Here is a 13,569-nt window from a genome sequence, read left to right on the forward strand (position 1 = left end):
TCTTTGACTGATTGAATCGACGTCTCGTCATAGTGAAAAATAGAAGCGGCGAGCGCGGCATCTGCCTTTCCTTGCGTCAGCACATCGTAAAAATGCTCCCTCAAGCCCGCTCCACCAGAAGCAATGACCGGAATTCCAACCGCCTCTGATACCCGCTTGGTCAATTCGAGGCCAAAGCCTTTCTTTTCCCCATCGTCGTCCATGCTGGTCAAAAGAATTTCACCCGCTCCCAGCGCTTCTGCCTCCTGTGCCCAGCGGATGACGTCCCTACCCGTCGCATTCCGTCCACCATGGGTATACACTTCCCAACGATCTTCCCCGACACTTCTCGCATCAATCGCCACGACGATACATTGTGAGCCAAAGACTGTCGCTCCCTCGCGGATCAATTCTGGACGCAAAACAGCCGCTGTATTCAACGAGATTTTATCCGCACCCGCACGCAAAATCCTTTTCATATCGTCGACGCTATTAATGCCACCGCCAACCGTGAAAGGAATCGTAATGTTTGCGGAAGTTTTTTCGATGACATCCACCATCGTCTTGCGTCCTTCATGGGACGCAGAAATATCGAGAAAGATCAGCTCGTCTGCTCTCTCGTCGCTATACTTTTTTGCCAGTTCAACCGGGTCTCCTGCATCGCGAAGTCCGACGAACTGCATGCCTTTTACCACCCGTCCGTCTTTTACATCAAGACACGGGATGATTCGTTTAGCCAGCATAGGATTCACGCCCCTCCATACGCTGGAGCGCTTCTTCCAATGTAAAAGCGTCCGTGTAGAGTGCTTTGCCAACAATGGCGCCAGAGACTCCGTCCGAAGCATGGGTAGCCAGCGTCAACAAGTCGTCCAGTTGGCTGACACCTCCCGAAGCTATCACCGATTTTCCTGTAGCCATCGCCAAGGCGGCAATTTCTTCTACATTCGGTCCTGTCATCGTGCCATCACGGGCGATATCGGTATAAATAAACGTCTCCGCGCCATACGTAACCAACCGCTTGGCAAGCTCTGTCGCTTGCACATCTGTCGTGGTCAACCAACCTCTGGTAGCCACCAGTCCATTCCGGCAGTCCAGACCAATCGCAATCTTGTCTCCATCGTTTTGAAGAATTCGCTTCGTAAAAGGCTCGTCTTCGATAGCAGCAGTCCCGACGATCACTCGCGCGACGCCCGCCTCCAAATAGTCCGCGATCTGCTCTTCTGTCCGAATGCCACCCCCAACCTGCACGGGTACAGGGATCGAGCGCGCTATCTCCTTGATGATCGCTGCATTTGCAGGCTTGCCTTCCTTTGCCCCGTCCAAATCTACGAGATGAACCCACGACGCCCCTTGCTCTACCCAGCGTTTCGCCATCGCGAGCGGTGAATCGGCGTACACTGTCTCTTGCCCGTAATCTCCTTGGAAAAGTCGAACACACTTGCCCCCGCGAATATCGATCGCCGGATAAACAATAAAGCTCATGTCAAAACCCCCTCGCATTGAACGGCAAAGTTGCGCAGCAGCAGCATTCCTGTCTCTCCGCTCTTTTCCGGGTGAAACTGCATACCGTATACGTTGTCACGATTTACAATCGCTGTGACCTCCTGGTGATAGTCACTCGTCGCAAGCAAGACATCAGGCTCGCACAAGACATGATACGAGTGGACAAAATAGACGTAATCGCCATCCTGCACACCGTTTAGTAACGGTTGCTTTTGCTTGATCATCAATTGGTTCCAGCCCATGTGCGGTACTTTGTAATCCCCGCGAAAACGAACAACCTCACCACCGAGCAACCCCAAGCCCGTATGCTCGCCATGCTCCGCACTTTTCTCAAATAAAAGCTGCATGCCGAGACAAATGCCCAAGATCGGACGACCTGTTGCTGCATATCCTTTGATTGCTTGCTCTAATCCGAGCTCACGTATATTGGCGATAGCATCTCCGAACGCCCCGACTCCCGGCAATATCAACCCGCTATATTCTTGCAGACGCTCTGCTTGAGAGACGAATTCATACGAATAACCCAATCTTTCCAGCGCCTTGCTCAAGCTGTACAGATTCCCCATGCCGTAATCGATGATGCCGATCATGTTACAAAACCCCTTTTGTTGACGGGACCCCTTTTACACGCGGATCGATCGTCGTCGCTTCATCCAGTGCACGGCCCAGCGCTTTGAAAATCGCCTCGATCATGTGGTGCGTATTGTGACCGTAGTGCAGGATCACATGAAGATTGATCCGCGCCTCCAGTGCGAGCTTCCATAAAAATTCGTGCACCAGCTCCGTCGGAAACTGACCAACCATATTCGTCGGGTACGTAGCGCGATATTCCAGATGAGGACGGTTACTGATATCAATGACGACCTGTGCGAGCGCGTCATCCATCGGGACAAACGCATTTCCATAACGCTTGATGCCTCTTTTGTCTCCCAACGCTTCCCGCAGAGCATGCCCAAGACAAATCCCGATATCCTCTACCGTGTGGTGATAGTCGATTTCGATATCTCCCTTTGCCTTGACAGTCAGGTCAAAATGTCCGTGTCGGGTAAACAGGTCTAGCATATGATCCAAAAATGGTACACCCGAGTTTTGCTTGCTCTCACCCGCACCGTCTACAGCAAAGGAAAGCGCGATCTGCGTCTCATTCGTATTGCGTTCGATCTGTGCTGCACGTTGTTTCCCTTCACTCATCTCTTTTCACCCTCCTGCTCTTCGGTCTCAAAATCTTGCAAACGCGCAAGGATCGCTCGACCGTGCCCAGACAATCCTTCCTGCTCTGCCAGCGCCACAATTTTATGTCCATTTTCCCGCAAATCTCGCTTGCTGTAGGAAACAACACTCGACTTCTTGATAAAATCATCGACGGATAATGGCGAGGAAAAACGCGCCGTTCCATTCGTAGGAATTACATGATTGGTACCAGCAAAATAATCGCCAACTGGCTCTGAGCTGTATGGGCCGAGGAAAATCGCACCTGCATTTTCCACTTTTCCGAGATGCTCAAACGGCTCCGCTATCATGACTTCCAAATGCTCGGGTGCGATGCGGTTAATGACAGCAAAACCTTCTTCCAAATCGGCGACGAGTAAAATAGCCCCGTAGTCGCGTATTGCCGCTTCTGCAATCGATTTGCGTGGAAGATCGGCAAGCTGTCGCTCTACTTCCTGTGACACCTGCTCCGCCAACGTTTGCGATGTCGTAACCAATATAGCGGCTGACATCGGATCATGCTCGGCTTGAGACAGCAGGTCTGCCGCGACGTAACGTGGATTGGCTGTTTCATCTGCGATCACCGCAATTTCGCTAGGCCCTGCCACCATGTCGATACTGACCAATCCGAATACTTCTCGCTTTGCCAGTGCTACGAAAATATTACCGGGGCCAACGATTTTATCGACTGACTTGATTTGTTCCGTCCCGTAGGTCAATGCTGCAATCGCCTGAGCCCCGCCTACCTTGTATATCTCAGTCACACCTGCAATTTGAGCTGCAACGAGTATCGCCGGATTGATTTTCCCATCCGCTCCTGGGGGCGTCGTAATAACGACTTCTGGAACACCTGCAATTTTGGCAGGGATGGCATTCATCAATACGCTGGATGGATAAGCTGCCGTTCCGCCTGGAACATACAACCCTACGCGCTGCAATGGACGTATTAGTTGGCCCAGCAATGTGCCGCTTTCTTTGGTAGTAAACCAGGACTGGCGCACTTGTCGCTCATGGAACGTCCAAATGTTTTCGGCTGCTTCTTCCAATGCCGCTTTGACTTGTGAAGAAACGAGCTCACTTGCTTCTGCAAATTCTCCTTCGCTCACACGGAAGTTTTGTAGAAGCACACGATCAAATCGCTCTGTGTAATAGCGCAACGCCTCGTCGCCTTGCTGGCGAACCGAGGTGAGGATCGCCTTCACCGCTTCTTGCTGTTCTCTCGTTCCAGCGTCTACCGATCGTTTCCCATCATACTGGCTGGCTGACATGATACGCATAGCTGTCTCCCCTTCTTCTCTAGTTCCCGCGAGGAATGACCTCTAAAAATTTTCCGGCGATCTCATCCACCGCTTCACTTTTCATCCGATAGCTGGCTCGATTGGCAATGAGCCTCGTCGTAATTTCACAAATGCTCTCCAGTTCAACCAAGCCATTCTCCCGCAATGTCCTCCCTGTTGAGACAATATCCACAATCCGATCAGCCAGCCCAATCATCGGTGCAAGCTCCACTGAACCATTCAGCTTGATTACCTCAACCTGCTGTCCCTGCTCACGAAAATAACGTGACGCAATCTTCGGATATTTCGTCGCAACACGCAGAGCTTCCGTCGGTTTCCAGTCTGGCAGACCCGCTACCATCATGCGACAATAGCCAATATGCAAATCCAACAGCTCGTAAACATCTCGTTCTTCTTCCAATAAAACGTCCTTGCCGACCACGCCAACGTCAGCCACCCCATACTCGACATAAGTAGGAACATCGGTAGGCTTCGCCATAATGAATTCGAGCTTGGCATTTTCCACAGGGATGATCAGTTTGCGCGAATCTTGTAGATCCGCAGTGACCTGCAAGCCAGCCTGCTGGAGAAAGTGGACGGCCTCTTCAAAAATCCGCCCTTTTGGCATGGCGATCGTCAGCTTTTGGTCGTTTTTCGTGAGTGCCATCTCCTACTCCTCCTGTTGTGTCATGCAAATGACCTTGGTAAATCCCGCTTCTTGTCCAACCTGTTTCTCATCAATCTTGGAGACGAGACGTGTCACTACTACGAGCCCGTCTTTACGTAATAGCTGTGCCTCTGCCAAAGCGGTGCCGCGGCAATCCTCCGTGTAAACAAGCAAAACGCGCGCAGGTGCTTGCCTTTTTACGGAAGGAGTGACCTGAAGCAGCCGATCCATTTTGATCGCAAAGCCTGTAGCGGATGCAGCCCGCCCAAATTGGGAGAGTAATTGATCGTAGCGTCCTCCGCCCAATAGCGGGGAGCCCAGGTCAGCAGCGTATCCTTCAAAAACGACGCCTGTATAGTAGTTCAAGTTGATGATCAGATTGAAATCGATCAACAAATCTTCTGTCACCCCGTAGGCTTCTAACGACTCCCACAAGGAAGCAATCGTCTCGACAGCCCTCCCTGCCTTTCCGTTGCCTGCCAGTTTGCGGGCGACCTCGATTTTCCCTTTTCCCCCTTGCAACCGTAGCAAGGCTTCCAATCGGCTATTTGCCTCTGTCGAAATGTCTACTGTCGCGAGTAGCTGCCGGAAGCCAACGAAGTCTCGCTCGTACAAAAACTGGCGGAATTGATTGCGAATAGGCTCATCCTCAATCTCTTCCTCCAAAAGACCGTCTACAAAGTCAACATGCCCAATGGCAATCCGAAACGTTTCCACACCAGCTGCCCGCAAGCAAACCACCGCAAGCGCAATGGCTTCCGCATCCGCATCGACAGACGCATCTCCGATCAGCTCGATCCCGGTTTGAGAAAACTCCGCATTCCGTCCTGCTTCCTTTTCTTGTGCCCGAAACACATTTACCTGATAATACAACCGAATCGGCAATGGAACATCTTTATAAAGGGAGGAAACAACCCGCGCAATTGGCGTCGTCATGTCTGGCCGCAGGACTACGGTGTGACCTTGTTTATCCAGGAGGCGAAACATCCGATCTGTCAGCGTCGCACTTGCGGCTCCTACCGTATCGAAGTATTCCAGAGAGGGTGTGGATATTTCGTCATAGCCCCATCTCTCGATACACTGCCGCAGTTCCCGCTCCAAGTGCCGTTGCTTCGCCAGTGATTCCGGCAGTATGTCCCGCATCCCGAGCGGCTTTTCAAATCCCAACGGCTTTGCCATCTTTGTTCCCTCCATCACATTCGCTTTACTCTGCTAATATGGTAACAAACTAAAGTGTTATGAAGAAGATTACCACGTCGAGAATCTTAGGTCAACCAAGATAAGAATAGTCGGAAAATTTAACACAAAACAAAAAACCGCCAGGATAAGCACCTGACGGCTGATCATAATGGAAGTGACACTACAAGACTTCTTCCTCTGAAGCTTTCATTCGAATGAGCTGCATGGGATTCCCACCTACAAAGGCACCAGGCGGGACATCTTTATGAACAACCGTTCCCGCTGCGACAATGGCCCCTTTTCCAATCGTTACCCCAGGCAAAATGGTAGTGTTGGCCCCCACCAGGACAGCATCCTCAATAATCACTTCTCCCAAACGGTATTCATCTATTAAATATTCATGGGCAAGTATGGTCGTATTATAACCGATCACGCAATTACGACCGATCTTGATTTTCTCGGGAAACATGATATCCATCATCACCATCAACGCAACCGCACTATGCTGCCCTACTTCCATACGCAAAAATGTGCGAAACATCCAGTTCTTCCATGAAACAATCGGCGTATATCTGGAGAGTTGGATGACGATAAAATTTTTCATGACTTTCCAGAAGCTTACCGTTCGATACATGTGCCAAAGCGGGTTTACCCCATTTACGGGATAACGTGTTGTCTTCCTCATATGCGTCTCTTTCTCCTACAAGTCAGAATCGGCATCCTCTAAAATGGCATTCGACTGTTTCCGTGTGAAGTGCATCGCTGCGTTGTAACCCATCCGTTTCAAACGGAAGTTCATCGCTGCAACCTCAATGATGACTGCCAAGTTTCGTCCTGGTCGAACAGGAACGGTAATAATCGGAATTTCCGTATCCATGATCTTCAATGTTTCCTCATCGAGCCCCAACCGCTCGTACATTTTATGTGGCTCCCACAGCTCTAGCTGGACAACCATCTCGATGTTTTTCACATTGCGCACAGCACCTGCACCAAACATCGTCATAATGTTGATAATCCCTACACCACGGATTTCCAAGAGATGCTGAATCAGCTCAGGAGCGCTACCGCTTAGCTGCCCCCCCTGTGTCTGCTTAATCTCCACTGCGTCATCAGCTACGAGTCGATGTCCGCGCTTTACAAGCTCAAGTGCAGCTTCACTCTTCCCGATTCCGCTTGATCCCATAATCAAAACACCGACGCCGTAAATGTCTGTCAGTACCCCATGAATCGTCGTCGTTGGTGCAAGACGATTCTCCAGGAAGTTGGTTACTTTCCCGACCAACGTCGTCGTTGCCAGAGGGGACTGAAGTACAGGTACCCCCAACCGATTGGAAACGTCAATCATCTCTTCAGGCACCATCTGATTACGGGTCACACAGAAGCAAGGAACCTGACTTTGCATGAGAAAATTCATCCGTTCCAGCCGTTCCTCTGGAGTCAGCGTTTGAAAAAAGTTGATTTCCGTCAAACCGAACAATTGAATCCGCTCTTCCGCAAAGTACGAATAGTAACCGGCTAACTGCAGTCCCGGACGACTCAAATCCGTTACGGTAATCTCACGACCCAAGCCCTCTTCCCCGCTCAAAATCGTCATATTGAAATGATCCACTAAATGGCTCACATTCGTCTTACGCATGAAGCTTCCCCCTCACATGGGATTTTCCGTCCCTATGGTTGTGTCTCTATTGTATCGAAACCTTTGGGCTTACGACAACCTTATAAGACCGAGCATCCTGATTAGCCAAAAACCCCGCTACTCGTTTGAGAGAATACGGGGCTTTTTCGAACATACTACCTCTTTTCTTTTCTCGTCCCTACCACAACTTCAATGAGGTAGCCAAAAATACTCATCAGTGCTGCTGCCACGATGACCGTGCCAATGTTATCAGGCCATGGTCCCACTTCAAATCCATCAATAAAGTAGGCAGTCAATGCAAACGTCACGGCATTAATGACAAACCAGAACAAACCGATCGTCAATACTTGCAAGGGAAAAGTAAAAAACAGCAGAATCGGCCGAATCACTGTGTTGACCATCCCCAGAATCAATATAGCCCATAGTGCTACTGTGAAATTCGCGACATAAATAGAATGGAACCAATTGCTGATCAAAAGCAGCGCGGCCCCATTTAAAATCATTTTGATTATCCAGCGGCTCATGGTGTATTCCCCCTATACAGTCTGGCCTTCGCGCAACAATTAGCGAATCCCTTTTACTTCCCGTTCCCATTGCTCAAAAAACATTGTCATGAATCGATGTCTGTCTTCGGCGACTTTCTGGGCACTCTTGGTGAAGAGCATGTCTTTGATGCGCTGCAGTTTCCACGTGTATTCCTTATAAGGCGTATGCTGATTGGGGTCATCCGATTGTATGGGTTGCCCAATAACCCCAGTATAAGCAAAAACCCGCGCTACTCCAATAGCCCCAATCGAATCCAGCTTGTCGGCATCAAACAAGACCTTTTCTTCCAGGGTATGTGGAGGTCGTTCTTTGCGAAAACGATGGGCGAGAATCGCAGACTGCACACGTGAGATGAAGGCCTCCGTCATACTGCGTTCGGCGAGCCATTCCCCTGCTAGTCTTGTGCTGATTTCGGCATGGCACTCTCCTGTTTGCCGTTCTTCTGCTCTCCCGATGTCATGCAGCAAAGCAGCGAGGCGCAGCACTTCCATATCTGCCCCTTCCTCGCGGCCAATCCGCTCACACATCGCCAGCACACGCAAATTATGCTGCCAATCGTGTGCAGGATCTTGTCCATCAAAGCGCTTCTGTGCTTCTGCCACCAGCTCGGCAGGTAGTGCGGCAATAGAATCCTTCACGTAATCCATCTTTTCTCCCCCTTTGCGCTCACGTAGAAAAGATGCCCCCCTGAATCAGGGAGGCAGTCTCTCGATTACTTTGAAACGAATTGCTCTAGCTTGGCATTCGTCCGTTCTTTATCGCGTTCCAAAATCGGCTTCAAATAGATACCCGTGTAGGAGCCCTCCATTTTTGCCACTTCCTCTGGTGTACCCGTTCCGACAATTTCTCCGCCACGGGTACCACCCTCTGGTCCCAAATCCACGATGTAATCCACCGTTTTGATGACATCCAGATTGTGCTCGATGACCAGCACCGTATCTCCGTTTTCCACCAATCGTTGCAGTACTTTCAGCAAACGATCGATATCGTCTGTATGTAGACCGGTTGTCGGCTCATCCAAAATGTACAGAGTACGTCCTGTGCTGCGTCGATACAGCTCAGAGGCTAGCTTGACGCGTTGTGCTTCCCCGCCAGAGAGGGTGGTAGCAGGCTGCCCAAGCTTCATATATCCCAATCCTACGTCTACGATGGTCTGCAGCTTGCGCTCAATCTTCGGCAGATTGCGGAAAAACTCTACACCATCCTCGATGGTCATTTCCAAGACATCAGCAATGCTCTTGCCTTTGTACTTCACGTCGAGTGTCTCGCGGTTATAGCGCTTGCCATGGCAAACTTCGCAAGGCACGTACACATCCGGCAAAAAGTGCATCTCAATTTTAATGATCCCATCACCACTGCACGCTTCACAACGGCCACCTTTGACGTTAAAGCTAAAGCGACCTTTTTTATAGCCGCGCACTTTGGCTTCGTTGGTGGAAGCAAACAGGTCGCGAATATCGTCAAAGACACCTGTATATGTCGCAGGGTTGGAACGTGGTGTACGTCCAATTGGAGATTGGTCGATGTCGATCACCTTGTCCAAATGCTCCAGTCCCAGGATGCGACGATGCTCACCTGGCTTCACCTTTGCCTTATTCAAATCGCGAGCCAGTGTCTTTTGCAAGATTTCATTGATCAGCGTACTTTTTCCTGAGCCAGATACACCTGTTACGGCAACAAAAACGCCAAGAGGAAGCTTCGCAGTGACGTTTTTCAGGTTGTTTTCCTTCGCGCCCTCAATCTTGATCCATTTGTCCGAAGGCTTGCGACGCTCCATAGGAACAGGGATGAATTTGCGCCCGCTCAAATAGGCACCCGTCAAGGAGTTAGGGTCCTCCATGACTTCATCCGGAGTTCCTGCCGCTACGATTTGACCGCCATGTATGCCGGCGCCCGGGCCAATATCGATAATGTAATCGCAGGCCATCATCGTATCTTCGTCATGCTCGACGACGATCAATGTATTCCCCAGCTTGGTCATATGCTCCAACGTCTTGATCAGACGCGCGTTATCCCGCTGATGCAATCCAATACTCGGCTCATCCAAAATGTAGAGAACGCCCATCAGACTAGAACCGATCTGCGTAGCCAGTCGAATCCGCTGCGCTTCTCCCCCGGACAGTGTTCCCGCCGCACGGCTCAGCGTCAAGTAATCCAGTCCGACATCAATCAAGAAGTTCAGCCTTGCCTTGATTTCTTTGACGATCAGGTTCGCAATCTTTGTTTCCCGCTCTGTCAGTTCCAGGCCATCGACAAACTGATGCGCATCGAGAATAGAAAGCGTAGTCAGCTCGGAAATGCTACGCTCCCCGATCTTAACCGCCAAGCTCTCCTGACGCAAACGTTGGCCTTTGCAGACAGGACACGCCTTTTGGCTCATAAATCCTTCAATTTGCTCGCGAATGTAATCCGAGCTGGTCTCCAGATGACGTCGTTGCAGGTTAATGACGACACCTTCAAAAGGTACGACTGCCTCGCGTACTTGCCCGAACTCGTTCTCATAGCGGAAGTGAATTTTTTCGCCTTCACTACCGTACATCAAGATTTGTCGGTGCGCTGCCGTAAGCTCCTCATATGGCACATCCATTCGAATGTTAAAGTGGCGGCAAGCTGATTCCAACAATTGTTGATAGTACGTCGAAGTCTTCGGCTCCCATGCGCCAATCGCCCCGTCATCGAGCGTCTTCGTCGCATCCGGAACGACCATGTCCGGGTCGACCTCCAGTTTGACACCTAATCCGTCGCACTCTGAGCAAGCACCAAATGGGCTATTAAAGGAGAAAATCCGCGGCTCCAGGTCTCCAATGGAGAATCCGCATACCGGGCAAGCATGCTTTTCGCTGAACAGCAGCTCCTCTTGCTCCATCACATCAACGATGACCTTGCCATCCGCTAAACGAAGTGCCGTTTCCAAGGAATCTGCGAGACGCGCCTGTACATCCGGCTTCACGACGATCCGGTCAACGACAACCTCAATGTTATGCTTCTTGTTCTTTTCCAGCTTGATATCTTCGGACAAATCGATAATTTCACCATTGACCCGCACACGGACGAAGCCTTGCTTGCGGATGTCCTCCAGCAGCTTGACATGCTCTCCCTTGCGTCCTTGCACCATAGGAGCTAGAATCTGCATTTTCGTGCGCTCAGGATACTCCAATAGTCGATCGACCATTTGTTCAATAGTTTGGGATTGGATCTCGATGCCATGCTCCGGGCAAACCGCTCTACCGACACGCGCATACAAAAGGCGCAAATAGTCGTAGATTTCCGTAACCGTTCCTACTGTAGAGCGAGGGTTGCGGCTCGTCGTTTTCTGGTCAATCGAGATTGCAGGGGAAAGTCCCTCAATCGAATCCACATCCGGCTTGTCCATTTGCCCGAGAAATTGACGGGCGTATGCAGACAGAGACTCGACATAGCGTCGTTGTCCCTCTGCGTAAATGGTGTCAAAAGCAAGCGAAGACTTACCCGAGCCGGACAAACCCGTCAAAACGACGAATTTGTCCCTCGGAATGACTACATCAACATTTTTCAAATTGTGGGCACGTGCACCCTTTACGACAATATGTTCTAATGGCATGAAAAAAACCTCTCCTTAGAGTTCCGCCTTCAGCTCAAGAATCAAATCACGCAATTCGGCCGCACGCTCGAACATGAGGTTGCGTGCTGCTTCTTTCATTTCTTCTTCCATACGTTCTATGACAGCAACGCGATCCTTCTTCGGCATTTTTTTGAAGTCCGCATGTGGCAAGTAATCCGCTTTTTCCTCCGCTACCTTGGTAGCCTCGATTACATCGCGGACGGACTTTTTCACGGTTTGCGGCGTGATGCCGTGCTCCTCATTGTATGCCATCTGAATGGATCGACGACGTTCTGTCTCTCGAATCGCAGAGGCCATCGAATCTGTCATTTTGTCCGCGTACATGATAACGCGTCCCTCAGCGTTCCGCGCAGCCCGACCGATTGTCTGAATCAACGAGCGCTCATTGCGAAGGAAGCCTTCCTTGTCTGCATCCAAAATCGCCACGAGTGATACTTCCGGCAAGTCCAGACCTTCCCGCAAAAGGTTGATCCCGACCAGCACATCAAACTCACCTAAACGCAATGAGCGTAAAATCTGCATCCGCTCAATCGTTTTAATATCCGAGTGAAGATAGCGGACCTTGATTCCGATTTCTTTCAGATAGTCCGTCAAATCCTCAGACATTTTCTTCGTCAGAGTCGTGACGAGAACTCGCTCATTTTTCGCAATCGTGGCTTGAATTTCGCCAATCAAATCGTCTATCTGTCCTTTGATCGGACGTACCGTAATCGTTGGATCAATCAAGCCTGTCGGACGAATCACCTGCTGCACCATTTCCGGACTGTGTTCCAGCTCATAAAGACCAGGTGTAGCCGAAATGTAGATCGCTTGTTTTAGCTTTGCTTCAAACTCCTCGAACTTGAGTGGGCGGTTATCGCGTGCAGAGGGCAGACGGAATCCGTGTTCGACCAGTACATCCTTCCGTGCGCGGTCACCGTTATACATCCCTCGCACCTGTGGCAAGGTCATATGCGACTCATCCATCATGACGATAAAATCTTCTGGGAAGTAATCCAGCAAGGTATACGGAGCATGCCCGGCAGGCAGTCCCGTCAGATGGCGCGAGTAGTTTTCAATTCCGGAGCAAAAGCCCATCTCCATCATCATCTCAATATCGTACCGTGTGCGTTGCTCTAGTCGCTGTGCTTCCAGGAGTTTGCCCGCATCACGGAATTCTTTCAGTCGTTCTTCCAGCTCGGCCTCAATGCTTTGGACAGCCAGCTTCATTTTCTCCTCGCGCGTCACATAGTGAGATTTAGGGAAGATGGCAATGTGATCACGCTGTCCCAAAATTTCGCCGGTCAGCACGTCAATCGAAGTAATCCGCTCAATTTCATCTCCAAAAAACTCAACGCGAATCGCCTGCTCACTCTCTGAGGCAGGGAAAATCTCCACGACGTCACCCCGCACACGGAACGTACCGCGCGTGAAGTTGATGTCGTTGCGTGTGTACTGGATATCGACCAGACGATGCAATATCTCGTCCCGTCCTGTTTCCATACCAACACGCAAAGACAAGAGCAGCTCCCGATACTCCTCGGGCGAACCCAATCCGTAAATGCAGGAGACGGAGGCAACGATGATCACATCTCGGCGTTCAAACAGCGCACTGGTAGCGGAGTGACGGAGCTTGTCGATCTCGTCGTTAATGCTCGAGTCTTTTTCAATAAACGTATCCGATTGGGGAATGTATGCTTCGGGTTGATAGTAATCGTAGTAGCTGACGAAGTATTCCACCGCGTTGTTCGGGAAAAACTCCTTAAACTCTGCACAAAGCTGCGCGGCCAGAGTTTTGTTGTGTGCCATCACGAGTGTTGGCCTGTTCACCTGAGCAATTACCTGGGCAGCCGTATAAGTCTTTCCCGTTCCCGTCGCACCCAGCAATGTCTGGTGTCGCTTGCCAGCCTGTAACCCTGCCACCAGCTCGGCAATGGCGGTTGGCTGGTCACCGGACGGTTGAAACTCCGATACCAATTCAAAACGCTCCATT

At 50.5% G+C, this 13,569-nt stretch carries 13 protein-coding genes (1 of these 13 only partly in view); all 13 read right to left on the minus strand.

The genetic code is table 11. The annotated features are described in order from the left end of the window. Positions 1-722 carry the 5' portion of an imidazole glycerol phosphate synthase subunit HisF gene (gene hisF, locus BBR47_RS26375; RefSeq protein ID WP_015893493.1) on the minus strand. Its footprint begins 37 nt before the window's first position, so 722 of the gene's 759 nt are visible here — the first part of the coding sequence; it begins with the start codon at positions 720-722; its stop codon lies beyond the left edge, outside the window. Continuing rightward, positions 712-1,461 carry a 1-(5-phosphoribosyl)-5-[(5-phosphoribosylamino)methylideneamino]imidazole-4-carboxamide isomerase gene (gene hisA, locus BBR47_RS26380; protein WP_015893494.1) on the minus strand — a complete coding sequence of 250 codons (750 nt, stop codon included), beginning with the start codon at positions 1,459-1,461 and terminating at the stop codon, positions 712-714. The genes hisF and hisA overlap by 11 nt, the downstream gene beginning before the upstream one ends. After that, positions 1,458-2,072 (minus strand): imidazole glycerol phosphate synthase subunit HisH, encoded by a 615-nt coding sequence (gene hisH, locus BBR47_RS26385; RefSeq protein ID WP_015893495.1) that lies wholly within the window; start codon positions 2,070-2,072, stop codon positions 1,458-1,460. Before hisH ends, hisA begins: the two co-directional genes overlap by 4 nt. Before the next feature lies 1 nt (position 2,073). Further along, complete coding sequence (gene hisB, locus BBR47_RS26390) at positions 2,074-2,673, minus strand: imidazoleglycerol-phosphate dehydratase HisB (protein ID WP_015893496.1); 600 nt, start codon at positions 2,671-2,673, stop codon at positions 2,074-2,076. Further along, positions 2,670-3,968: a histidinol dehydrogenase gene (gene hisD, locus BBR47_RS26395; RefSeq protein WP_015893497.1), complete on the minus strand. Its 1,299-nt coding sequence runs from the start codon at positions 3,966-3,968 to the stop codon at positions 2,670-2,672. The genes hisB and hisD overlap by 4 nt, the downstream gene beginning before the upstream one ends. A gap of 19 nt (positions 3,969-3,987) precedes the next feature. Continuing rightward, complete coding sequence (gene hisG / locus BBR47_RS26400; RefSeq protein WP_007718296.1) at positions 3,988-4,635, minus strand: ATP phosphoribosyltransferase; 648 nt, start codon at positions 4,633-4,635, stop codon at positions 3,988-3,990. 3 nt (positions 4,636-4,638) lie between these two features. Further along, a complete protein-coding gene (locus BBR47_RS26405) occupies positions 4,639-5,814 on the minus strand; it encodes an ATP phosphoribosyltransferase regulatory subunit (protein ID WP_015893498.1) in 1,176 nt (391 codons plus the stop codon). Between the two features lie 181 nt (positions 5,815-5,995). Then, on the minus strand, positions 5,996-6,499 hold the full coding sequence (locus BBR47_RS26410) for an acyltransferase (protein WP_015893499.1): 504 nt from the start codon (positions 6,497-6,499) through the stop codon (positions 5,996-5,998). Positions 6,500-6,514: 15 nt separating this feature from the next. After that, complete coding sequence (gene hprK, locus BBR47_RS26415) at positions 6,515-7,450, minus strand: HPr(Ser) kinase/phosphatase (protein WP_015893500.1); 936 nt, start codon at positions 7,448-7,450, stop codon at positions 6,515-6,517. A 155-nt stretch (positions 7,451-7,605) separates the two neighbouring features. After that, entirely contained in the window at positions 7,606-7,974 is a 369-nt protein-coding gene (locus tag BBR47_RS26420; RefSeq protein ID WP_015893501.1) for a phage holin family protein, read from the minus strand. A 39-nt stretch (positions 7,975-8,013) separates the two neighbouring features. Then, positions 8,014-8,643: an HD domain-containing protein gene (locus BBR47_RS26425; RefSeq protein ID WP_015893502.1), complete on the minus strand. Its 630-nt coding sequence runs from the start codon at positions 8,641-8,643 to the stop codon at positions 8,014-8,016. 65 nt (positions 8,644-8,708) lie between these two features. Next, positions 8,709-11,576 carry an excinuclease ABC subunit UvrA gene (gene uvrA / locus BBR47_RS26430; RefSeq protein ID WP_015893503.1) on the minus strand — a complete coding sequence of 956 codons (2,868 nt, stop codon included), beginning with the start codon at positions 11,574-11,576 and terminating at the stop codon, positions 8,709-8,711. A 15-nt stretch (positions 11,577-11,591) separates the two neighbouring features. Further along, positions 11,592-13,568, minus strand: coding sequence for an excinuclease ABC subunit UvrB (uvrB, locus tag BBR47_RS26435; protein ID WP_015893504.1), 1,977 nt, complete (start codon positions 13,566-13,568; stop codon positions 11,592-11,594). Between the last annotated feature and the right edge of the window lies 1 nt (position 13,569).

Source organism: Brevibacillus brevis NBRC 100599, from assembly GCF_000010165.1.
Taxonomy (GTDB): domain Bacteria; phylum Bacillota; class Bacilli; order Brevibacillales; family Brevibacillaceae; genus Brevibacillus; species Brevibacillus brevis_D.